The 22,186-nt window shown below is 39.0% G+C and carries 28 protein-coding genes, 1 riboswitch and 1 other annotated feature; of the genes, 21 read left to right on the top strand and 7 right to left on the bottom strand.

Annotation, left to right across the window (positions count from 1 at the left end):
* The first annotated feature begins 50 nt into the window (after positions 1–50).
* The 3 genes from J0J35_RS08265 to J0J35_RS08255 all read left to right on the top strand — a co-directional run bounded on the left by J0J35_RS08265 (position 51) and on the right by J0J35_RS08255 (position 2,309).
* Entirely contained in the window at positions 51–416 is a 366-nt protein-coding gene (locus J0J35_RS08265) for a MerR family transcriptional regulator (protein WP_003133119.1), read from the top strand.
* 56 nt (positions 417–472) lie between these two features.
* Complete coding sequence (gene glnA / locus J0J35_RS08260; RefSeq protein WP_019291962.1) at positions 473–1,813, top strand: type I glutamate--ammonia ligase; 1,341 nt, start codon at positions 473–475, stop codon at positions 1,811–1,813.
* A 64-nt stretch (positions 1,814–1,877) separates the two neighbouring features.
* Positions 1,878–2,309, top strand: coding sequence for a hypothetical protein (locus J0J35_RS08255; RefSeq protein ID WP_019293320.1), 432 nt, complete (start codon positions 1,878–1,880; stop codon positions 2,307–2,309).
* Here the strand turns inward: J0J35_RS08255 and J0J35_RS08250 are convergent.
* On the bottom strand, positions 2,302–2,571 hold the full coding sequence (locus J0J35_RS08250; RefSeq protein WP_019293319.1) for a chorismate mutase: 270 nt from the start codon (positions 2,569–2,571) through the stop codon (positions 2,302–2,304). The genes J0J35_RS08255 and J0J35_RS08250 overlap by 8 nt on opposite strands.
* 139 nt (positions 2,572–2,710) lie before the next feature.
* Here J0J35_RS08250 and J0J35_RS08245 point away from each other — a divergent pair, with 139 nt between their 5' ends.
* Genes J0J35_RS08245 through dnaX form a run of 5 tightly spaced genes read left to right on the top strand, consistent with a single transcriptional unit; the run spans position 2,711 to position 6,112 of the window.
* On the top strand, positions 2,711–2,977 hold the full coding sequence (locus J0J35_RS08245) for a DUF2089 family protein (RefSeq protein ID WP_019291959.1): 267 nt from the start codon (positions 2,711–2,713) through the stop codon (positions 2,975–2,977).
* A gap of 1 nt (position 2,978) precedes the next feature.
* Positions 2,979–3,272, top strand: coding sequence for a hypothetical protein (locus tag J0J35_RS08240; protein WP_165717207.1), 294 nt, complete (start codon positions 2,979–2,981; stop codon positions 3,270–3,272).
* Between the two features lie 56 nt (positions 3,273–3,328).
* A complete protein-coding gene (locus J0J35_RS08235; RefSeq protein ID WP_003133125.1) occupies positions 3,329–3,808 on the top strand; it encodes a GAF domain-containing protein in 480 nt (159 codons plus the stop codon).
* A 12-nt stretch (positions 3,809–3,820) separates the two neighbouring features.
* Positions 3,821–4,441 carry a hypothetical protein gene (locus J0J35_RS08230; RefSeq protein WP_003133126.1) on the top strand — a complete coding sequence of 207 codons (621 nt, stop codon included), beginning with the start codon at positions 3,821–3,823 and terminating at the stop codon, positions 4,439–4,441.
* Positions 4,442–4,453: 12 nt separating this feature from the next.
* Positions 4,454–6,112: a DNA polymerase III subunit gamma/tau gene (dnaX, locus tag J0J35_RS08225; RefSeq protein WP_019291957.1), complete on the top strand. Its 1,659-nt coding sequence runs from the start codon at positions 4,454–4,456 to the stop codon at positions 6,110–6,112.
* 31 nt (positions 6,113–6,143) lie between these two features.
* Here the strand turns inward: dnaX and J0J35_RS08220 are convergent, their stop codons facing one another.
* Positions 6,144–7,607: an amino acid permease gene (locus tag J0J35_RS08220; protein ID WP_019291956.1), complete on the bottom strand. Its 1,464-nt coding sequence runs from the start codon at positions 7,605–7,607 to the stop codon at positions 6,144–6,146.
* Between the two features lie 75 nt (positions 7,608–7,682).
* Positions 7,683–7,859, bottom strand: a riboswitch (Lysine riboswitch).
* A gap of 215 nt (positions 7,860–8,074) precedes the next feature.
* Here J0J35_RS08220 and J0J35_RS08215 point away from each other — a divergent pair.
* The 5 genes from J0J35_RS08215 (at position 8,075) to J0J35_RS08195 (ending at position 10,539) form a co-directional block, all read left to right on the top strand.
* Complete coding sequence (locus J0J35_RS08215; protein WP_019291955.1) at positions 8,075–8,287, top strand: hypothetical protein; 213 nt, start codon at positions 8,075–8,077, stop codon at positions 8,285–8,287.
* Positions 8,288–8,472: 185 nt separating this feature from the next.
* Positions 8,473–8,766, top strand: coding sequence for a 30S ribosomal protein S6 (rpsF, locus tag J0J35_RS08210; protein WP_003133129.1), 294 nt, complete (start codon positions 8,473–8,475; stop codon positions 8,764–8,766).
* A 37-nt stretch (positions 8,767–8,803) separates the two neighbouring features.
* A complete protein-coding gene (ssb, locus tag J0J35_RS08205; protein ID WP_017369521.1) occupies positions 8,804–9,298 on the top strand; it encodes a single-stranded DNA-binding protein in 495 nt (164 codons plus the stop codon).
* Positions 9,299–9,417: 119 nt separating this feature from the next.
* Positions 9,418–9,663, top strand: a complete 246-nt coding sequence (gene rpsR, locus J0J35_RS08200) for a 30S ribosomal protein S18 (RefSeq protein ID WP_003133134.1) — start codon at positions 9,418–9,420, stop codon at positions 9,661–9,663.
* Positions 9,664–9,771: 108 nt separating this feature from the next.
* Entirely contained in the window at positions 9,772–10,539 is a 768-nt protein-coding gene (locus J0J35_RS08195; RefSeq protein ID WP_165707018.1) for a metallophosphoesterase, read from the top strand.
* A gap of 33 nt (positions 10,540–10,572) precedes the next feature.
* Here the strand turns inward: J0J35_RS08195 and J0J35_RS08190 are convergent, their stop codons facing one another.
* The 5 genes from J0J35_RS08190 to J0J35_RS08170 all read right to left on the bottom strand — a co-directional run bounded on the left by J0J35_RS08190 (position 10,573) and on the right by J0J35_RS08170 (position 14,817).
* On the bottom strand, positions 10,573–10,881 hold the full coding sequence (locus J0J35_RS08190) for a DUF960 domain-containing protein (RefSeq protein ID WP_019291953.1): 309 nt from the start codon (positions 10,879–10,881) through the stop codon (positions 10,573–10,575).
* A 31-nt stretch (positions 10,882–10,912) separates the two neighbouring features.
* Positions 10,913–11,761: a MurR/RpiR family transcriptional regulator gene (locus J0J35_RS08185; protein WP_019291952.1), complete on the bottom strand. Its 849-nt coding sequence runs from the start codon at positions 11,759–11,761 to the stop codon at positions 10,913–10,915.
* Positions 11,762–11,843: 82 nt separating this feature from the next.
* Complete coding sequence (recX, locus tag J0J35_RS08180; RefSeq protein ID WP_206916617.1) at positions 11,844–12,677, bottom strand: recombination regulator RecX; 834 nt, start codon at positions 12,675–12,677, stop codon at positions 11,844–11,846.
* A gap of 123 nt (positions 12,678–12,800) precedes the next feature.
* On the bottom strand, positions 12,801–13,982 hold the full coding sequence (locus tag J0J35_RS08175) for an MFS transporter (protein WP_206916616.1): 1,182 nt from the start codon (positions 13,980–13,982) through the stop codon (positions 12,801–12,803).
* Positions 13,983–13,998: 16 nt separating this feature from the next.
* A complete protein-coding gene (locus tag J0J35_RS08170) occupies positions 13,999–14,817 on the bottom strand; it encodes an aldo/keto reductase (protein ID WP_206916614.1) in 819 nt (272 codons plus the stop codon).
* 141 nt (positions 14,818–14,958) lie between these two features.
* Here J0J35_RS08170 and J0J35_RS08165 point away from each other — a divergent pair, with 141 nt between their 5' ends.
* The 8 genes from J0J35_RS08165 (at position 14,959) to J0J35_RS08130 (ending at position 22,164) form a co-directional block, all read left to right on the top strand.
* Positions 14,959–15,336, top strand: a complete 378-nt coding sequence (locus tag J0J35_RS08165; protein WP_019335764.1) for a helix-turn-helix domain-containing protein — start codon at positions 14,959–14,961, stop codon at positions 15,334–15,336.
* Between the two features lie 8 nt (positions 15,337–15,344).
* The gene (locus J0J35_RS08160) at positions 15,345–15,737 is read left to right on the top strand and encodes a VOC family protein (RefSeq protein ID WP_206916612.1); all 393 of its coding nucleotides are present in this window, start codon (positions 15,345–15,347) and stop codon (positions 15,735–15,737) included.
* A 100-nt stretch (positions 15,738–15,837) separates the two neighbouring features.
* Positions 15,838–17,343, top strand: a complete 1,506-nt coding sequence (rlmD, locus tag J0J35_RS08155; protein ID WP_165720130.1) for a 23S rRNA (uracil(1939)-C(5))-methyltransferase RlmD — start codon at positions 15,838–15,840, stop codon at positions 17,341–17,343.
* 34 nt (positions 17,344–17,377) lie between these two features.
* Complete coding sequence (locus tag J0J35_RS08150) at positions 17,378–17,887, top strand: GNAT family N-acetyltransferase (RefSeq protein ID WP_206916610.1); 510 nt, start codon at positions 17,378–17,380, stop codon at positions 17,885–17,887.
* Between the two features lies 1 nt (position 17,888).
* Positions 17,889–18,236 carry an MmcQ/YjbR family DNA-binding protein gene (locus tag J0J35_RS08145; RefSeq protein WP_206916609.1) on the top strand — a complete coding sequence of 116 codons (348 nt, stop codon included), beginning with the start codon at positions 17,889–17,891 and terminating at the stop codon, positions 18,234–18,236.
* A gap of 2 nt (positions 18,237–18,238) precedes the next feature.
* Positions 18,239–18,487 (top strand): DUF1912 family protein, encoded by a 249-nt coding sequence (locus J0J35_RS08140; protein WP_019335766.1) that lies wholly within the window; start codon positions 18,239–18,241, stop codon positions 18,485–18,487.
* A gap of 124 nt (positions 18,488–18,611) precedes the next feature.
* Positions 18,612–19,226, top strand: coding sequence for a FusB/FusC family EF-G-binding protein (locus J0J35_RS08135; protein ID WP_206916608.1), 615 nt, complete (start codon positions 18,612–18,614; stop codon positions 19,224–19,226).
* Positions 19,227–19,259: 33 nt separating this feature from the next.
* Positions 19,260–19,430, top strand: a binding site (T-box leader).
* A gap of 91 nt (positions 19,431–19,521) precedes the next feature.
* Positions 19,522–22,164, top strand: coding sequence for a valine--tRNA ligase (locus J0J35_RS08130; RefSeq protein ID WP_206916607.1), 2,643 nt, complete (start codon positions 19,522–19,524; stop codon positions 22,162–22,164).
* Positions 22,165–22,186 lie beyond the last annotated feature (22 nt).

The following is a 22,186-nucleotide window of genomic DNA, read 5'->3' as shown; positions in this document are numbered from 1 at the left end:
AAAACTAGGTTTATAATATGGCCATAGAGTTGAAGTTGAGGAGATGACGGGTGAAAGAACGTGAATTGAGACACTCCCTAGCAGTGCTACCTATTGGTACTGTTATGAAACTAACAGGATTGAGTGCAAGACAAATTCGCTATTATGAGGAACAAGGTTTACTTTTTCCAGAGCGTAACGAAGGTAACCGGCGGATGTACTCTCTTAATGATATTGAGATTGTTTTTGATATTGCTGATTTACTGTCGGAAGGCAATAATATCGCTGATATTAAGCGTATCTATGCTCAAAGACAGAAAAAAGCTATGAAAAATCTCTCTATCAGCGAAGTACATCTTGCTTTAGAACGTGAATTTGCACAGCAAGGACGCTTCGGACATCCAACATCAACTCATTTTAACCAGCCGCGTATGTAAGAAAAACTTACATCAAAGAAATTGAAGCATCGTTTATTCTTAAAAGGAGCCGTATTATGGGAATCACAGCAGCAAACATCCGTCGTGATGTCAAAGAAAAAAATATTAAGTTTCTACGTCTAATGTTTACCGATATTTTAGGAACGCTTAAAAACGTAGAAGTTCCAGCAACTGATGAACAGTTAGACAAACTTTTTGACAACAAGATGATGTTTGATGGCAGTTCAATTGAAGGCTTTGTCCGCATCAATGAATCAGATATGTACCTCTATCCAGATTGGGACACATGGATTATCTTCCCTTGGGGAGATGAGTACGGAAAAGTAGCTGGCGTTATCTGTGATGTTTATACAGCAGAAGGACAACCTTTCCCAGGAGATCCACGTGGCGTATTGAAACGTAATCTTAAAAATATGGAAAAATTAGGCTTTAAAAAATTCAATCTTGGTCCAGAACCTGAATTTTTCCTCTTCAAGCTTGATGAAAATCAAGAACCAACACTGGAAGTAAACGATAAAGGTGGATATTTTGATCTCGCACCGACCGACTTGGCAGGAAATACACGTCGCGAAATCGTAAATGTCCTTACTGACCTTGGTTTTGAAGTAGAAGCAAGCCACCATGAAGTAGCTGTTGGGCAACACGAGATTGACTTCAAGTATGCCGATGCATTGAAAGCTTGTGACAATATTCAAATCTTTAAACTTGTGGTAAAAACAATCGCACGTAAACATGGTTTACACGCAACCTTTATGGCCAAACCTAAGTTTGGTATTAATGGATCTGGTATGCACTGCAACATGTCGCTCTTCACAGAAGATGGGCAAAATGCTTTCTATGATGAAGCAGGTGATATGGGACTTTCGGAAGCTGCAAACTACTTTATTGGCGGTTTGCTCAAGCACGCTTATAACTATACAGCCATCACTAACCCAACAGTTAATAGCTACAAACGTTTAGTGCCCGGATATGAAGCACCAGTTTACATTGCCTGGGCTGGTCGTAACCGCTCACCGCTAATTCGCGTACCAGCATCCCGTGGTATGTCTACACGTGTCGAGCTTCGTTCAGTAGATCCATCAGCCAATCCTTACTTGACAATGGCTGTTCTCCTTGCCTCTGGTCTTGATGGGATTGAAAATAAAATCGCCGCACCAGAAGCTGTTGAAGCGAATATTTATGTAATGACCGAAAGTGAACGTAAAGCACATGGTATTACAGACTTGCCGTCGACTTTACACAATGCTGTGAAGGCACTACGTGAAGATGAAGTAGTAACAGCTGCCTTAGGTGAGCATGTTTTGGTTAACTTTGTGGAAGCTAAAAAAATCGAATGGGCGAGCTATGCACAGTTTGTAAGTCAATGGGAAATCGATAACTATTTGGAACTTTACTAAAAGAGATAAGCATCTTTAAGATGCTTTTTTTGAATTTTTATACTAAAAAGACTAAACTATACATATGGATATAAAAGAAAATTTAAAAAATATTATAGATAAATTAGACTATGGACAGGTTGCAAAACTTGCAATGTTGGAGAGAGGAGCTTATGCAGTATCTGGACCGCAGGAAGCAGCTGCTGATGGTGACCTGTTTGAGGACTTTGCATCCAAATACTTGTCGGAGAATGAAGATTTGACGGTTGTTAATCGCAAAGACCCAGAAGTTGCACTTCAACCAGAAGATTTTGAGGTATTGCTTGGTCAACTAAAAGCTCCTCAACATATCATTTTCGTAGAATGTCTTGAATTAGGTACAACTGAAATTAAGGGCTTTTTGAATGCCTTACTCTCGGCTGGTTTAATCGAAAGTAGCAAGGTAGTTCTCTTGGACTTGCCACAATTAGAATATATGGCATTACGTTCAAGTATGAAAGGAAAAATCGCTATTTAAAGCGATTTTTTTCTTGATATTCTCGGGAACGTTTCATAATTTCTTTATAGATAGAGTGGATAGCTGGCTCGTATTGGAGTTTCTCTGTCCTTTTTTTTATCTTTTCGAGAATAAAGTATTCTCGATCCGCATCGTAGACATTTTTATTTTCTTCTGCCTTAGCTGTGATTACCTCGTCAACCAAGGACATGCGTCTTTCTAAAAGCGCAATAATTTGATCGTCTAGTGCATCAATTTCTTTACGGGTTTTTTCTAAAGTCATATTTTTATTATGACACAAAAGCTTCTGGAGGACAATTTTTAAATAAAAAAAGCAATCTACATTTATTAAAATGAAAAAGTTTGTCTTTCGACTTTAATAATGTTAAATTTTAATAAATAATATTAAGGTTGGAGAAATTATGGATTGGTTTTTTAATCTGGAAGATGAAGAACAAGAATTTATCAAACAATTTATTTTTGCATCGGGTTCTTTGAAAGAGTTGGCCAGGTATTATGGGGTGAGTTATCCTACAGTGCGGTTGCGTGTAGACCGTTTAATTGAGAAAATTGCTCTGAATGATACTAAAAAGGATTCCTTTGAAGTGAGTATTATGCAAATGGTTATTGATGAAAAAGTGAGTCTGAGCAGTGCAAAAGAGATTATAAGAAAACATAGGGAGATTTGAGATGAATCATTTAATGGATATAGCAATAATTGGAGTCATTATCGCATTTCAGACATTTGCGGGATATAGGGAAAATAAGTACTTGGGTGCCATACTTCCGCTTGCTTTCTTGGCCGCTGTAGGTGTTTTCTTATACAGAGGTGCTCTCGGGTTTAATTTTAAAGATATTGTGATGCCCTTTGTTGGACTCTTTGTCTTAATCATGCTGTATGAAGGAGGAAAAGAGTCAAGAAAAAGCAAGATAAATAAAGAGTTAGAGAAAATGAAAGCCAAAGATATTTCAAAAAGAAAATAAGAGATAATTTAACCGCAAGTATTGACTCTATTGTGGGTTAAGTTTATAATTATAAGATGAATAAAAGCGAAAAAATTGAAGGATATGAACTCCTTAACCTACAATTGAAAGGTTTACTTTCAACACAAAACTATACATTGTCAAATCTCTCCAACGCATCAGCTCTTCTTAATGACTTCTTGCCTAATCAAGTCTTTGCAGGGTTTTATTTGTACAACGGCGAACAACTTATTTTAGGTCCTTTTCAAGGTGGGGTTTCTTGTGTCGAAATAAAGTTAGGCGCTGGAGTATGTGGTGAAGCCGCAGAAAAACGCCAAACATTGATTGTTGACAATGTTAAAGAACATAAAAACTATATTTCTTGTGACAGCCGAGCACTGTCAGAAATTGTAGTACCGATTATTAAAGACGGCGAATTAAAAGGAGTTTTAGATTTGGATGCTTCAGAAACTTCCTTTTATGATGATGTCGATCAAAAATATCTTGAAGAATTTTGCCACATTTTGTCAGATATGACTGATTGGAAATTTTTTTGAGCGAGGTAAACAATGAAGGAAACAGTAAATAACTTTATAGCAGATAAATTTGGTACCAGTGAGGTGAAGCCTGTAGGTTTTAATGCTTTGGCTCAACCTAAAGCATTTGCTCAAGATTTGGGTAACTTTGTGTATCAGTTGCACCAATTAGAAGCAACGGGAGCCGAAAGCCCAGCCTTAATGTTGCCGGTCATCGAAGCTGAATTTTTGACACTGTTGGATCAAATGAAAAGAATTGCACCTGTAGAAGGTCTGCGCTTGTATTGGGATAAAGCTTCTAAAAATCCATGGACTAAGCCCGCGGTCGTGTTACATGGGGATTTGAACTTAGATACCGTGTGGAAGATGGCCGACAAATTTTCGGGAGTGGCTGAAACAACAGCTTCCATAGTTGGCGATCCAGCCTGTGATTTGACTATTGCATGGGAAATATTTGATGAGAAACAAAGAAAGATATTTTTCTCCGCCGCTGAAGCCGATAAGGCAACAGTCATCCGCGCTCGCGTTTGGGCTATTTACAAGGCAATGAAAAATTATAACGCTGCCGATATTGATCAGTCCATACTGGCGCGTGATGTTCTTTTCCGAATCAATGAAGAGCTCGGTCTTGGCGCAGAGCCAGACCTTTATTAGAAGGAATGAAAAATGGCTTACCAAGCTTTATATAGAAAATACCGTAGTCAAAGATTTGATGAGATGGTTGGCCAAGAAGTGGTGGCCACAACCTTAAAGAATGCTATCGTTAATGGGCAGATTTCCCACGCTTATCTTTTTAGTGGTCCACGTGGGACAGGAAAAACTTCCGCGGCAAAAATTTTTGCCAAAGCAATTAACTGCCCTAATCAGAAAGAGGGAGAGCCTTGTAACACTTGTGATATTTGTCAAGCTATTACCCAAGGCAGCCTTGAAGATGTGATTGAACTTGATGCTGCTTCGAATAATGGGGTTGACGAAATCCGTGAGATTCGAGATAAATCAACCTATGCAGCCAGTCGCGCAACTTATAAGGTTTATATTATCGATGAGGTTCATATGCTTTCAACGGGAGCATTCAACGCTTTACTGAAAACCTTGGAAGAGCCTACAGATAATGTTGTCTTTGTTTTAGCAACAACTGAGCTTCAAAAAATTCCGGCAACAATTATTAGTCGTGTGCAAAGATTTGCTTTTAAAGCTATCACAACAAATGATATTCGTCAGCACTTAGCAGAAGTTTTAGCTGATGAGAAGATTGAGTTTGAAGATGCGGCACTTGATGTCATTGCAAAATCTGCCGAGGGAGGAATGCGTGATGCCTTGAGTTTATTGGATCAGGCCTTAAGTTTTTCTGATGGCAAGCTTGCAGAGAAGGATGCTCTTTTAGTGACAGGCTCCATTGCCAATGAAGCGCTTGTCTCTTATGTTGCAGCATTGATCGCTTCAGATGGACCAACTGCACTTGATGCTTTGGAGAAAATCTTTCTTGAAGGTAAAAATATGTTACGTTTTACGGAAGATCTCTTAACTTATTTCCGTGATTTGCTTTTGCGGGAAAATAATGAAATCCCACGACCTCGTCTTTACCAATGGATCAATATTGCGATTGAGTCTCTGAAAATTATTAAAGAAACAACACAGAGTAAAATTGCTGCTGATGTGATGACGATGCGTCTTGTAGATGCAGGTGCTTATTCTTCTGCGGAAGATAAGGAAGTTCCGGAAAGTTTGAACCATGAGCTTCAGGCTTTAAAAGCAGAAGTTGCAGAGCTAAAAGCTAAAGTGGCAGAAACGGGCAGCCAAACGGTGGTATCCACTGTCAGTCAAGAAGTTCAAATTAAGCAGCAAGTGAAAACGAAAACAGTCACCGAAAAGTACACTGTAAATCAAGATTTGGTTTTTAAAGCTTTAAAGGAAGCGACCAACGAAGCTCGTCAAGCAGTTTTTGGTGCATGGCCTGAGATTGTTTCCAGCTTTACCAAACCTTCAGACCGTGCCTTAATCAATAATACTGCCCCCGTGGCAGCCTCAAGCAATTTTGTGGTAGTTACTTTTCCTCATGGTAATTTAGCAAAGCGTGTTACGGAAAATGAAAACCTACAATTAACTTTTGGCAATTTAATGTCATCAATATTGGGATTTTCGCCTGAGATTATTGCTTTAGCAGAGCAAGATTGGCAGGCTGTACGTCAAGAGTATGTCTTAAGCCTTAAAAAAGGGGAGCAGCATGTTACAAAAGATACGGAATCTGAGCCAGAAGAAGAAGAAGTTCTTGTAAGTAAGGCCAAAGAATTTTTTGGTGAAAAAGTGAAGATAATCAACGACTAAAAAAACGCCTTATGGCGTTTTTATATTCGTTTTAATCAATATCACGGCTTAAATCAACTTCTTCAAGCGGAATAAGTTTTGTTTTCTTCACGATTTTGTAAGAGAAATATAAAATCAAGAAGAGAGGTAAAGCAAGGTAGGTTGTAATGATGCTTTGCGCATTCATCGTTACGGTAGTAATTTGCCCGATAACGATAATGATTGAAAGAATAAGAGCGATGATTGGCCCAATAGGGAACCATTTAGCATGGTAGCCTAACTCAGAAAGTTTGTGACCTTGTTTAATAAAAGCACGGCGGAAGCGGAAATGACAGATAGCAATTCCAATCCAAGCCAAGAAACCAGATAAACCGGAAGCAGCGACCAAATAGAAATAAATCTCAGTTCCGAAGATACTTGTTAAGAAGGCCAAAAGACCGATGGCAACAGTCGCTAAAATTGCATAAATTGGTACCCCGTTGCTTGTATTTGTTTTAGCGAAGATTTTCGGTGCATGCCCCTCTTTTGCCATACCAAAAAGCATGCGAGAAGCAGCATATAACCAAGAATTGGCAGATGAAATAACCGAGGTTAAGATGACAGCATTCATAACGGATGCAGCAGCAGCTAAGCCAGCACGTTCAAATACCAAGGTAAATGGAGAAACGGTAATGTCGCTTTGGGTTGCTGCACGGAGAAGACTTGGGTCTTTATAGTAAACCAAGGCACCGATTACGAATATTGAGAGGAAATAGAAAATAATAATCCGCCAAAAGACTTGTTTAATCGCTGAGGGTACATTTTTCTCAGGGTTTTCTGACTCGCCGGCTGCGATACCAACGATTTCTGTACCTTGGAAAGAGAAGCCTGCAATCATGAAGACAGCAATCATACCTCCAATACCCCCGACAAAACCATGATTTCCTCCAGCAGAAAGATTGCGTGCCACATCTGGCTTATAACTCATAACTCCAAAAATTGTTGCGAGACCAATCACGATAAAGGCGATAACAGCGATGACTTTAATTGTCGCCATCCAAAATTCTGCTTCACCATAAGCTTTAGCTGAAATGAGGTTAACCAAGAGGATGAGCGCAATCACAATAGTCGACCATATCCATGTGGGCACATGGGGCAACCAGAACTGCATAATAACACCAACTGTAGCTGCCTCAACCGCTACAGTAATTGCTGAGTTAAACCAATAGTTCCATCCCATAGCGAAGCCGAAAGCTTTATCTACATAACGGTCAGCGAAAGAAGCAAAAGAGCCTGATACTGGAAGATAGGAAGCCATTTCACCTAAAGACGTCATAAGGAAGAAAACCATGAGCCCAATGGCGACATAGGCAACTAACGCGCCTAAAGGTCCAGCTTGAGAAATCGTTGCGCCTGATGCAACAAATAGCCCGGTACCAATAGTTCCTCCTAAGGCAATCATTGTTAAGTGACGATGTTTAAGGCCACGTTTAACTTGCGTGGATGGCGTGGCCTCATTATTTGAAGTATTATCCATTACTTCTCTCCTAAATTTATAAATATTAATACAAAAAGCAATCCCTAGAGATTGCTAAACGTCAGAAAGATCTTTCATCCGAATAGCGCATCATGGTCATAGTTAGACCACGACAGTTTAACAGGTATTTCCCGCTAAACCAAGAAAAGTCGGTGAGCATAACTTTTCTTTCGGCAACCGCTCCTGGGCTAAACTTCTCAGCATGCTCTAGCTCTGCTTAGCTTATTATTGGTTGCGACCTCTATCGTTTATTAAGTATTTATGAATATTTTAGATTAATTTGAGAGGGATGTCAAGGACGAGCCTGCTAGATTTGAATAATTATACACGTTGTTGTTTAAAATTACAGATTTTTTTAATGTTTAGCCATTAAAAATCTAGACATTTGTTTTAGAGATTAAAAAGAGTTATAGTATAAGAAGAGATGATTGCGTTTTCATCTCAATTATATCTGGAGGTGGTTTTCAATGACGTTTACCCCAAAATATGTATCTCCAACTTACGCGGGAGAAAAAATAGTATGCGTAACCCGTAGCCAGGAAGGGGAAATCTCCCACTTATACCAGCGCTTTGATAGCCGTTGCAAGTTGCATTTTATCGTGAAAAAGCTTGGCTATTATCAATCGAAAGAAGGTGAGTATCGCTACATTCCAGCTAATGTGCTTGATGTAGTCGCTTAATAATAAAAAATGATGAGAAATCTTCTGCAGAGGCAGAGGGTTATTTTTTATTTTATAATAGAATAAATAAGATAAATCAACTTGCAAAATGTAGCTAAATTTGATAGAATATATACTTGTGAGTAAAAACTCATAACTTACACAGGCTCCAACCTGTGTCATTAGTCCAAAAGGAGGAAAAATCAATGACAAAATACGAAATTCTTTATATTATTCGTCCAAACATTGAAGAAGAAGCAAAGAAAGCCCTCGTTGAACGTTTCGATAGTATCTTGACTGACAACGGTGCTGCTAATCTTGAGTCTAAAGACTGGGAAACACGCAAACTCGCTTACGAAATTCAAGACTTCCGCGAAGGTATCTACCACATCGTAACTCTTGAAGCTGCTACTGATTCAGAAGCTTTGAGCGAATTTGACCGTCTTGCTAAGATTAACGGCGACATTCTTCGTCACATGATCACTAAAGTAGAAGCTTAATTCTAGTTTAGCTGGACAAATTTAAAGGAGAAGCATCATGATTAATAATGTTGTTTTGGTCGGACGCGTTGTGCGTGACCCTGAACTGCGATACACACCGCAAAATACTGCGGTTGCTACATTTACGATTGCTGTTAACCGTCGTTTTAAAAACGCGCAAGGCGAACGTGAAGCTGATTTCATTAACTGTGTCATCTGGCGCCAATCTGCTGAAAACTTGGCAAATTGGGCTAAAAAAGGTGCCTTGATTGGTGTAACAGGTAGTATTCAAGTGCGAAATTATGAGAACAAAGAAGGTCAACGTGTTTACGTGACTGAAGTATTGGCTGATAACTTCCAAATGCTTGAAAGTCGTGCCGCACGTGAAGGTGGCTCTGGTTCATATTCTGCACCACAGCAACAACAATCACAAAATCGTCCTTTTGCTGGCTCTAACAGCTCAGCAGGAAATTCAACACCTGATTTTGGTCGTGATGCAGATCCATTTGGTGGCTCACCAATGGAAATCTCAGATGATGATCTTCCATTCTAATAAGTAAGGCAGCTGTACAAGGCAGTCTATCTGAGCCCTATTCGTTGAGTATAAAAGCGGTATCCGTATTGACTTTTCTACTCAACAACATCATACAATAATATAAGGAGAAACACACTATGGCTTTTCAAAAACGTGGTGGCTTCAAACGCCGTAAAAAAGTTGACTTTATCGCAGCTAACAAAATCGAAGTTGTTGATTATAAAGACACTGAACTCTTAAAACGTTTTATCTCAGAACGTGGTAAAATCTTGCCACGTCGCGTAACTGGTACTTCAGCTAAAAACCAACGTAAAGTGGTTACAGCTATCAAACGCGCACGTGTTATGGCTCTCTTGCCATTCGTAGCTTCTGACGAAAACTAAGAAATAACTAGGCACCTTCGGGTGTTTTTTTGTTACGTGCTTTGATACAATAAGGAGCGTGAATCTCATTATGAAGAATAAAAAATCTGAATATGGTAAAATAAAGCAATGACATGGATTATAATTTTACTTTTCTGCCTTTTGGCTTATGGTCTTTTCGTTGAACCGCATTTGATGCGTGTGCGACAAGTGAAAATTTCAAACACAGCCGGGCTGAAAGTTGCACACTTTACCGATACACATTTTAATTGGCACACACATCCACGCCGCTTTTTTAAATTTTCAAAACACATAGATAAAACACAACCTGACTTGATCTTGTTCACAGGCGACTTATTTGATAAAGTCGATTGGGCGCAAGCGCATGATGTTGATAAGGTAAAAGAAATTTTAGCAAAACTTGAAGCACCATTAGGAAAATTTGCGATTTTGGGTAATCATGATTTTTCGCATGAAGGGGATGCTAACTATATAAGAACTTTTCTAAAGGAAGCAGGTTTTACTGTACTTACTAACCAATCACTCATGTCAGGGACAGTAGCATTAACCGGACTTGATGATTTACGTGAAGGACAACCAAATTTTAGTATGGTCCCTGAGCAAGGAAAGTTTTCGATTTTAATGATTCATGAGCCGGATACGATTTTACAAGTAGAATTTCCTGAAAAATATGATTTAGTCGTTGCAGGACATAGCCATGGTGGGCAGATTCGTCTTGGCAATTTGCGCTTACGTAATGATGGCTCAAAGGTGTATGATTCTGGTCTATACATATTAGGGAAATATACAAAACTTTTTGTCAATGCCGGTATTGGCTTAACCTTTTTACCAATCAGATTTGGTGTTCCTCCAGAAATCGTCTATTATGAAATTTAAAAAGTCTCCAGAATTTTATCTGGAGACTTTTGTTTAACGTTCTTGTGAAGAGATAATGGTTTCTTTACCATTATTATCAACAGCATGGAAATGCCGAGGCCAAGAATTATTAAAAGGGTATTGGAAATCAACTGTAATGGTTAAAGGATTGTGCGGCTGTGAAAATTTCACAGAAAGCAGTCCCTTTTGGTTGAGTAATTCAAAATTGATAAGGGGCTCAAGCGGGATAACGCCTTTTAGCTGATTGTCAATGATGAACCAAAAACTGTCAATGATTTCACCAGGAATACTAGAGACAGTTCCATAGCTTGCATAGCGTCCTTTTGTTTCAGTAAATGCCATTTTGGTCCTCCTTTATCATTAACTTTCTAGTTTAATTTAAACGGGTTTGGCTGATCACTTCTCGAATATTTTCCAAAGTATCTTCGATTGAATCCTGAGCTTTCATCCCGTACATCAAAAAGATGGCATCGAGAAGACTAATTTGAGAAACGGTTGAAGCGACAGCTTCAGGTCGAAAAGATATTTCTTCAGCGATTGAAATAAGTGCCAAGTCGCTTTTTTTCACCAAGGCTGAGTTGGCAAATGACGTAATGGCAATCACAGGAACGTGATTGCTCTTCAAAATATCAACGATTTTCAGTGTATCTTTGTTTTTACCAGTATGTGAAATAACAAAAGCACAGTCTTTTTCGGTCAGTTTAGAAGCCAACATTTGTTGATAATGAAAATCCTGATGATATACCGTTTGCAGTGGCATACGCAAAAATTTATGGTAAGCAATTAAAGCAACGGCATTAGAGCCACCCAGACCAAAAAAACCACATGTTTTGGCGGATAGGAGGATGTTCATAACCTTATCCAAAGTTTCGCTCTCTATCAGCTGCAATGTTGCATTGAGAGAAGAAATATTACTTGTAAAATTCTTGGCAAGAATATCTTTATAGCTATCTTCTGGCGATAGTTCGCTGAAAAAGTTGTCGGATTTAAATTTTTCGGTGCTGTGGATAGCTAACTTTAAATCTTGAAATGAATCAAAACCGATTTTTTTGGCAAAACGCGAAATGGTTGCAGTAGATACTTTAGTATTCTTTGCGAATTCTTGAATGGATAAGCGGGCAGCCGTGTCCATATTTTCAATCAAGTAATTTGAAATGGCTTGATCAGATTTACTGAGATTATCGTAATAAGAGTTGATACGTGTGATGAGAGATTGTGTCATATGCTTTCCAGTCTTGCTTTTATTATATCATAACACAATTTTGAGGTGGAAAATGGGAAATGCTTTTAAAGAGAAAGTTGATTTATTCCTCTTCAAAATCATAGTCTCGTATTGCGCTAGAAATATCACTAAAGTCGAATCCTTTACGGGCTAAGGCTTGGGTGATGCGTTGCTTAAGCTCATAGCCTTCGTATTTTCTACTGTATTTACGGGCACTTTTGTCGAGTTCAGTGTAAAGGAGCTCTAACTCATTTTCTTCATCCACTTCAAGTTCTAGACTTTCAAGAGCTATAGCGCTAATGGCATAGGAAAAACCCTTAGCAGTGAGTCCTTGTGTGATTTTTTGTTTTAGCTGTTGTAGAGTGTGACGACTTGCTTTTTGGCGGACTATCTTTTCCGCAAGAGCGACAGCCACGTCAATTTGTTTTTCTTCATTAAAAACTTGCGCTATACCCTCATCAATAAGTTGCAAATCTAGCCCCTTTAGGTGGAGTTTCTGTTTGATCTGATAAGGACCAGCACTTGCTGTGCGTACTTTTCCCTGGATATAACTTTCGATATAAGCGCGGTCGTTGAGGAGACCATTTTTAGTAAGGTTGTCAATGATCGCTTCGATTTGAATTGGTTGGATATTGTGTTCATAGAGGTACTTTTTGACTTCTGATGATGTCCGAGCCTTGTAGGAGATAAAGTAAAGTGCTAAGGATTTACCTTGCGCAAAATTGTCAAAAGCTAACAGCTGCTCCAGTTCCGCTGTAGAAAAGGCTTTATCCCTCGTCAGCATATATTTTACAACTGTATCCTCACAGACGTAAATTTTATCTTTAGCTTCCTCCCAGTCCTTATATGAAAAAGGCTCTGTTAGTATAACTTTATAAAGCTTTTTGAGTTTTGTGATTTCCTTGATTTTTATCATAACTTTATTATAACAGAGTACCGGATGAAGGAGAAATAGATTTTTTGGATCTAAGAAAAAAGCACTAGCGAATGAACTAGTAGCTTTTTCTAAAGTTGTCTTTGTTTTTTATCTTGGAGTGATTTATTTGATAGCAACTTTTTGTTTTTGAGCCCCAATAATGAGAAGCATAGCAAGGAGGACAATAACAATCCCTGCAAGTGGTGTATAGATAACGCTACTTATCTTCGCTACCTCGCCCCCCGTAAATGAACCCAGTGTAATACCAATGTTGAAAGCTGAAATATTAAAAGCTGAAACAAGAGTGATGTCTTGGGGAGTGAATTTTTCAGCCAGTTGGACAACATAGAGTTGTAAACCAGGCACGTTCATGAAGGCAAATAAACCCAGCAAAAGCGTTGCAAGTAATCCAAGCCACTGAGAAGCCAATAGTGCTGCTATAAAAAGGATAAGCAAACTTGCAGTTAAAGCACCAAACATTTTGAGTAATACAGGTAAAATATTTTTATTTGAGTAATGTCCACCGATAGTATTACCGATTGCTACCGTTATACCGTAAGCGATCAGAACGACAACAACAGTACTTGAACTGAAATTAAAGGTATCCTCTAATAAAGGAGCTAAATAAGTATAAGCAGCAAAGGTACCACCGTAACCAAAAGCAGTAATAAAGAAAGAAGTCATAATGTATTTATTGCGGAAAATTCTCGCAAAACCACTTAAATTTACTTTGCCTGGTATAGGGAGGTTTGTCGGAATTAAAAAGATGCTCGCTAATAATCCAATCAATCCAATTGCGGCAATGAAGATAAAGGACATATGCCATGTAGAATGTTGTCCGATAAAAGTTCCCAAAGGCACGCCGATAAAAGTTGCTACAGTAAGTCCTGTAAACATCAAAGCAATAGCAGAAGCACGTTTTTCAGGACGAACTACATTTGCAGCAATAAGTGTTGACACCGACATAAAGATACCATGTGCTAACGCTGCTAAAATACGTCCAACTAAGAGCAGGAGGAAAGTTGGAGCAAAAGCAGATAAGAGATTACCGCTGATAAAGAGTAGCATAATAGCTAACATTAATGAGCGCCGATTCCATGTGCCTGTAACAATCGTAAGAAGAGGTGCTCCAATAGTCACACCTAAGGCATATAAAGAGACGGTAAGTCCTGCTTGAGATAAATTGATATTAAAAGTGTTCACAATCATCGGCATAAGACCAACACTGATGAATTCTGTTGAACCTATGGCAAAGGCATTAATGGCTAAAGCCAATAAGGTTAGGCTTGGTGAAATTTTTTTCATGAAGGTTTCCTATTTTTTAAAAATTAAATGTTTCTGGATTTGGTCCCACGCGCAGATTTTCATCAAGATTGTTGAGGAGTTCCATATCATCTTGATTTAGAGAGAAATCAAAGATATCACGGTTGGCAAGCATACGTTCTGTTTTGACAGATTTCACGTTAACCAAAATACCTTGCTCTAAATGCCAACGAAGGATAACTTGTGCTGTTGATTTATTGTGTTTCTGAGCAATTGTTTTAATTGTTTCATTGTCTAACAGTTGTCCTTGCATCAATGGTGACCAAGCTTGTACTTTAATATCGTGTGCTTCTAAAAAGTGACGCAGTTCTTTTTGAGTAAGTTTAGGGTGAAGCTCGATTTGATTTACTGCAGGGATAACTTGTGCATAGGTAAAGAGACGCTCTAAGTGATGTTTTTGGAAGTTACTTACACCGATAGCTTTGATACGACCGTCTTTGTAGAGGTCTTCCATAGCTTTCCAAGAAGCTTCAAACCCATAATCAGTACCTGGCCAGTGAATGAGATAAAGATCAAGGTAATCCAGACCTAATTTTTCTAAACTTGTTTCAAAGCTTTGAATGGTTTCCTCATAAGAAAGGTTGCTGCCCCATAGTTTTGATGTGATGAAGAGGTCTTCGCGTGTAAGATTTGTGTCTTCAAGGCCAGCCTTGATCCCCTGTCCTGTGCCTTCTTCGTTACCATAAATTTGGGCGGTATCGATCAAACGATAACCGTTGATGATTCCGTTTTTTACGACTTCAGCAGTTTCCTCATTTGAGATTTGGAAAACGCCTAATCCTAATTCGGGGATATGTGTTGTATTGTTAAGTTTCATTGTCTTTTCTCCTTAGGTTTTCTTTTGACAAAAAATAGTATATAATAAAAATAACTTGTTGAATAGTACCTACTTTTTTGTCATATACATACAAAAAAGTAAGTTTTGTTTGAAATAAAGGATTTAGAAAGGAAATTTTTTTTGGAAAAAACTTATAACATAGGTGTAGAAGCCACAATGGACGTCATTGGTGGAAAATGGAAATCTATCATTTTGTGTAACCTCAGACACCAACCACGCCGTCCAGGGGAACTTAAACGAAGTATTCCAGGAATCAGTCAAAAAATGCTTACACAACAATTACGTGAATTAGAGCTGGATAATATCATTGTCCGCACCGTTTACAATCAAGTGCCGCCAAAAGTTGAATATTCGCTTAGCCCATATGGTGAAAGCTTGAATAACATTTTAGATAATCTTTGTTCTTGGGGGGAAGATCACGTCCGTAATCTCAAAGCTCAAGGAGAAGAAGTCTGCATCTTGGAAGAAGATGAACTTACGGCTGAGAAGATAAGATAGAGGGAAACATGTATACACCAAATTTTAAGAGCATACATCATATCGCTATTATAGGGAGTGATTATGAAAAATCACGACACTTTTATGTAGATATTCTGGGATTTCCAGTAATCAGAGAAAACCATCGTCCGGATAAAGGGGATGTGAAAATCGATCTTCAAATGAATGACAGTACTGAAATAGAGCTCTTCATTAAAATTGATGCCCCTGAGCGTGTCTCCTATCCAGAGGCGAAAGGTTTACGTCATTTGGCAATACAGACCGATAATATTGAAGCAGACATAGCTTATTTATCGGATCAAGGGATTAAAGTTGAAGAACTGCGCGTGGATGAAATTACCAATAAAAAGATGGTTTTCTTCTATGATCCTGATGAATTGCCAATAGAATTACATGAATAGAAAAAAATTCCAGTGAAGGTACTGGGATTTTTCTTTACAATTAGGAGAATCCTTGGATGTTAGTGGTCCAATTATAGGGAAATTATGTTAAAATTGGGATATGATTAATCTGAAAATTGGACAAAAAATCCCACTCAATATCGAGCGTATGGGTATCAATGGCGAAGGAATCGCCTCTTACCATGGGCGCTTGGTATTTGTGCCTTATGCACTGCCTACAGAAGAAATTTTGGCAGAAATTACAGAAAATGCCCGCAATTTTTCACGCGCAAAAGTTGTTAAGATAAATAAAAAGTCAAAATACCGTGTTAAGCCTGAAGATCGTGTTTACCATGAGCTGAGTGGCTCACACATCATGCATCTTGCTTATCCGCAACAATTAGAGTTTAAGCGTGATTTGCTCCGTCAAGCACTTGAAAAATACCGTCCAACAGGTTGGAAGAAGTACGAACTTCTGCCAACACTTGGTATGGAAAATCCTTTGCGTTACCGTAATAAGTTGCAATTCCAAGTGCGCCGTCTAAACAATGGCGATGTCATTGCTGGATTGTACAAAGAAGGCACACACCATTTGGTGAATTTAGAGAATTGCTTGGTTCAAGACGAAGTCATTCAAAATATCGCTAATCGTATCTGCCGTTTGATTGAAAAATACAATTTACCTGTTTATGATGAGCGTAAAGTCATGGGGATTCGCACCATCGTTGCGCGACGCAGCCAAAAAACAGGTGAAGTCCAAATTATTTTCGTGACATCTGCACGCATTAGTCTAGATGGACAAGTTTGGCCTGCCCCACGTGAAGAGCTCTCAAAACGTCAACGCAAAGATTTGGTGAAGATGGATAATATTTTATCTGACTTGACGGAAGAGTTCCAAGAGATTGTTTCTGTATCAGCCAACTTCCATCCGAAGAAAACCAGCGAAATTTATGGTGACCGTACACAGATGCTTTTTGCGGAAAAAGAAACGATTACCGAAGGCGTTTTGGATTATGACTTTGAGTTGTCACCACGTGCTTTTTATCAACTCAATTCAGAACAAGCTAATGTCCTCTATGGTGAAGCTGTACGTGCGCTAAATCCGAAAAAAGATGACCGTGTGATTGATGCCTACTGTGGCGTTGGGACAATCGGTTTTGGTGTGGCCAAGAAAGTAAAATCTGTCCACGGAATGGATATTACGCCAGAATCTATCGCAGATGCTAAAATCAATGCAAAACGTCTTGGCTTTAAAAACTGTCACTATGAAGTAGGTAAGGCGGAGCGTATCATTCCTAACTGGTATAAGTCAGGCCATAGAGCCACAGCCCTTATCGTTGATCCACCGCGTACAGGATTGGATGATGCTTTGTTGGAAACAATCACCACTTATACACCAGAAAAACTGGTTTACGTGTCTTGTAATGTTTCGACTTTAGCAAAAGACTTAGTAATCCTTTCGCAATTTTACAGCATCGAATATATCCAATCTGTCGATATGTTCCCACATACAGCACGTACTGAAGCGGTAGTAAAAATGCGTAAACTTGCCCAACCTTTAGCAGCACCTTTTCGTGCAGAAAAACCCAAGCAAGGATACGACAAGCCACGTAGAAAAAGAAAATAAAATAGGGCGTTTAGTTTGAGCGGAGAGGAAAAGCATGATTTATTTAAGAAAGGCAACCAAAGCGGATGTTATAACCATTATGCCGATTATTGCTCAAGCGCGAGAATTTCTGGGCAAATCCGGGAGTGATCAATGGCAAGCTGAGTATCCTGCACAAAGTGATATTGAAAATTTCATTCAGGAAGATGTCGGTTATGTTTTGATTGTAGATGAAAAAGTTGCAGGCTTTTGTGCGATCATTACTGGCGAAGATACGCAATATACGAAAATTTATAACGGTGAGTGGTTAAATGATAGCTTAGACTATGTCACTGTCCATTGTTTAGCACTGTCTGACCAATACCGTGGTCTGGGTCTGACAAAATATCTTTTTTCAAACATCTTTACTCTGATGCAAGCACGCGGATATAAGGACTTCCGCGTGGATACGCATCCAGCTAATGCAGTGATGCAGGCAGTCTTTGAACGTGAGGGCTTTGAAAAGCGCGGTATGGTTTTCTACGAAGGAGATCGCTTCGCTTATCAACTCCTTTTAGGAGAATGAGATGAATAAAGAAAACTGGCTATCGTTTTGCTTAGCGCTTGGTCCAACTTTTGCAGATACACCTTTTGCAAAGATGGAAAAAGGGCCAGCGACGATTGTAGTGAAGCATCTAAAAAATAAAAAATCTTTTGTCTACATCTCGGAGCGTGAAGGCGAGCTTGTTTTGGCTGTCAAAGGTTTACCTTCAGTCAATGAGGAACTGCGTGAATCTTTTGACTCAATACGCCCAGCCTGGCACATGAATAAAACACACTGGAATGACATTCATTTTGGTGGTGACGTTTCAGAGAAACAAGCGAAACAGATGATTGAGAACAGTTATCATTTAATCAAACCAAAAAGAGAATAAAAATGGAATATAAAGAAAAATTTTTAAAAGATTTTAGTGAGTGGGTGGACCAACAGGTTCAACTTTCAGAAATTGCAATGAAAGCCGCAGAAAAAATTGCGCATGAAGATAAAAAAATTGAAGCAAAAGAAGCAGCTATTCGTTATGAAAGTCGTCTCGATGCCTATCAATTTATTCAAGGGAAATTTGAAAACTATAAAGCAGGTAAAGATTTCCATGAGGTACCAGACTTAGGTACAAAAACTTTTTAAGTAATAAGGAGGGTTTTATGGAATTAAATCCTATGGTTGGTAAACAAGTGCGAGTAACTGCTCTCGCATAAGTTTACCGCTAAGTTAACAATATTCTCACTTAGCGGATAGTTAAGGAGAAAAAATGAAAGCATACGAATACAACAGAATAAAATACCTTACCTTTGATCTCATTAATGTTTATCATTCGGTTAATGAAAAAGCCACAGTAGAAGCAGTTTATGCTCAAACTGTAGCTGAAATAGAAGAGCTCTCGAAAGCAAAAGAAGTCGGGGACTTTTTAGAGAGAATTGCTGACAGTAAAACAACTAAAGAGCAAGCAGAACGAGATTTGCTCCATTTAAAGAATTTAGTTGAACCTTTTGCCTTACCATCTGAAAGTCAGATTAAAAAGATTTTTAGGAAGGTCAAAAAGCTTAAAGTTCCAGCTCAAGCATCTTGGGACATGAAAGAACTCACCTATTTTGCTTGGAATGAAATTTCCAGTCAGCGAAAATATATCGTGACAAGTGACGGACGAGGTTTTTATGGGACGACTTCTGGAAGTATAAAAAATATCTGTGCGATTTGTCAAAAAACAAGCCAAGTGACACAATTTTTAGCAATCACTAAAAGAGGTTCTGATGGTACCTATACTAAGAACGGAACATATATCTGTGTTGATAGTGTGAACTGTAATCGACAAATGCAAAAAATAGAAGGTTTAGAGCATTTCTTAGAAATAATCAAAGAACGCTGAGCGACCTTGCAAAAAACTGACAAATCTGATAGAATAAAAACACTAAATGAGGAGTAACAAGTCTAGTCTTTGAGAGAGAAATCGGTCGCTGTGAGATTTCAGATGAAGCTTGTGAAGGTTGCATTGTGGTCAGTTAAATAAAATTAAGTGTCTGCTTTAAAAAAGGCAGGAATTTAGGTGGTACCGCGCGTGAGCGTCCTATTTTGGATGTTTAGGTGCGGTATTTTTTTATTGACATACTCTTGAACTTCTCCCTCGACATTATTAACTGTTTTCATACCGAAAGGAAAAATAAATGACAGAAGAATTATCAACAAAATTTAATCCTGCTGAAGTCGAAGCAGGGCGCTATGAAAAATGGCTCGAACAAGGTGTTTTTGCCCCTTCAGGTGACAAAAAAGCAAAACCCTATAGTATCGTTATCCCACCACCAAACGTAACAGGGAAGCTTCATTTAGGACATGCTTGGGATACAACCTTGCAAGATATTATCATCCGTCAAAAACGTATGCAAGGTTTCGATACCCTCTGGTTGCCAGGTATGGACCATGCAGGAATTGCAACGCAAGCCAAAGTGGAAGCGCGTTTAGCTGAAGATGGTATTTCCCGTTATGATTTAGGCCGTGAGAAATTCTTAGACAAGGTGTGGGAATGGAAAGACGAATATGCCTCAACCATCAAAGAACAATGGGGTAAAATGGGTATCTCTGTTGATTATAACCGTGAACGTTTTACTCTAGACGAAGGTTTGTCTGCTGCAGTCCGCAAAGTTTTTGTTCAACTTTACAAAAAGGGCTGGATTTACCGTGGTGAGTTTATCATTAACTGGGATCCAAAGGCCATGACTGCGCTCTCTGATATTGAAGTTATCCATAAAGATGTCGAAGGTGCCTTCTATCACATAACTTATCCTTTGGCGGATGGTTCAGGTGCACTTGAAGTAGCGACAACACGTCCAGAAACTTTCTTTGGAGATACTGCTGTTGCTGTTAACCCAGCAGATGAACGTTATGCCAAATACATTGGTCAAAGTGTTATTCTCCCTATCATTAACAAAGAAATTCCTATTGTTGGTGACGAACACGCAGATATGGAAAAAGGGACAGGTGTGGTTAAAATTACCCCTGCCCATGATCCTAACGACTTCTTGGTTGGTCAACGTCATAACTTGCCACAAGTTAATGTAATGAATGCTGACGGTACAATGAACGAGCTCACAGGCGAATTTAATGGTATGGATCGTTTTGAGGCCCGCGAAGCTATCATTAAAAAATTAGATGAGCTCGGCAACTTAGTTAAAGTTGAGAAAATGATGCACTCCGTTGGGCACTCAGAACGTACAGGCGTAATGGTTGAGCCTCGCTTATCGACACAATGGTTCGTTAAGATGGAAGAGTTGGCTAAAAATGCAATCGCAAATCAAAAAACAGAAGATGCGGTTGAGTTTTATCCTCCACGTTTTAACGACACTTTCCTCCAATGGATGGAAAATGTACACGACTGGGTTATTTCACGCCAACTTTGGTGGGGACATCAAATTCCTGCATGGTACAACGAAGCTGGCGAAATGTATGTTGGCGAGGAAGCCCCAGAAGGTGAAGGTTGGGTTCAAGATGAAGACGTACTTGATACATGGTTCTCTTCAGCCTTATGGCCTTTCTCAACTATGGGCTGGCCGGATGAAAAGGCAGAAGACTTCCAACGTTACTTCCCTACATCGACCTTGGTTACGGGCTATGACATCATCTTCTTCTGGGTTTCGCGTATGATTTTCCAATCACTTGAGTTTACAGGAAAAGCACCATTTAATAATGTACTTATCCACGGTTTGATTCGTGATGAAGAGGGACGCAAGATGTCCAAATCTTTGGGGAATGGTATTGACCCAATGGATGTGATTGAAAAATATGGTGCCGATGCTTTGCGTTGGTTCTTGTCCAATGGTTCAGCTCCTGGACAAGATGTGCGTTTCAGCTACGACAAAATGGATGCAGCTTGGAATTTCATCAATAAGATATGGAATGTTTCACGCTATATCCTGATGAATGCAGGAGATATCACAGCAGAAGAAATTTCTACTCATCTTGACCAAGTGGCAGCGAAAACAGCAGGTAATGTTACCGATCGCTGGATTCTCACACGTTTGAACGATACAATTGCGCGTGTTACGGAACAAATGGATAAATTTGAGTTTGGTGTTGCAGGTCATATTCTGTATAATTTCATTTGGGATGAGTTTGCCAACTGGTATCTTGAGTTGACTAAAGAAGTAATGTTTGGCGATGATGAAGCAGAAAAAGACGTCACACGTTCAGTACTTGTGCATGTCCTTGATCAAGTGCTTCGTCTGCTACACCCAATCATGCCTTTCTTCACAGAAGAAATCTTCGAAAAACTTCCGACAGCTGAAGGCAAATCTATTGTGGTGACTGAATATCCAGAAGTACGTCCAGAATTTGATGATGCAGAAGCTGGAGATGGTGTTGCAATGCTTATTGAAATTATTACAGCTGTACGTAATATTCGTGCGGAAGTGAATACGCCTTTATCAAAAGCCGTGCCAATGATGATCAAATCAGACAAAGAAGCCTTCCTGAACAAGGTGGCGCCTTATATCAGACGTTTCACTAATCCAAGCGAGTTAACTATTGCAGCGGATGTGGCAGCACCAGAACAAGCCATGTCATCAGTTGTTACTGGTGCGGAAATCTACCTTCCATTAGCAGGCTTGATTAATATCGAGGAAGAAATTGCTCGTCTCAATAAAGAACTAGACAAATGGCAGAAAGAACTCGATATGGTTAACCGTAAGCTTTCTAATGAAAAATTTGTGGCAAATGCCAAAGCAGAAGTTGTAGATAAAGAACGTGCTAAATTAGCAGACTATCAAGAGAAGTTTGAAAGCACACAAGCCCGTATTGAAGAGTTACAAAAATAGTTTATGAGACGTGGAAAAGTTC

The organism is Lactococcus sp. LG606 (genome assembly GCF_017309645.1).
Lineage (GTDB): Bacteria > Bacillota > Bacilli > Lactobacillales > Streptococcaceae > Lactococcus > Lactococcus petauri.
The sequence above is the reverse complement of the archived record's forward strand: the minus strand, read 5'-3'. Positions and strand labels throughout refer to the sequence as shown.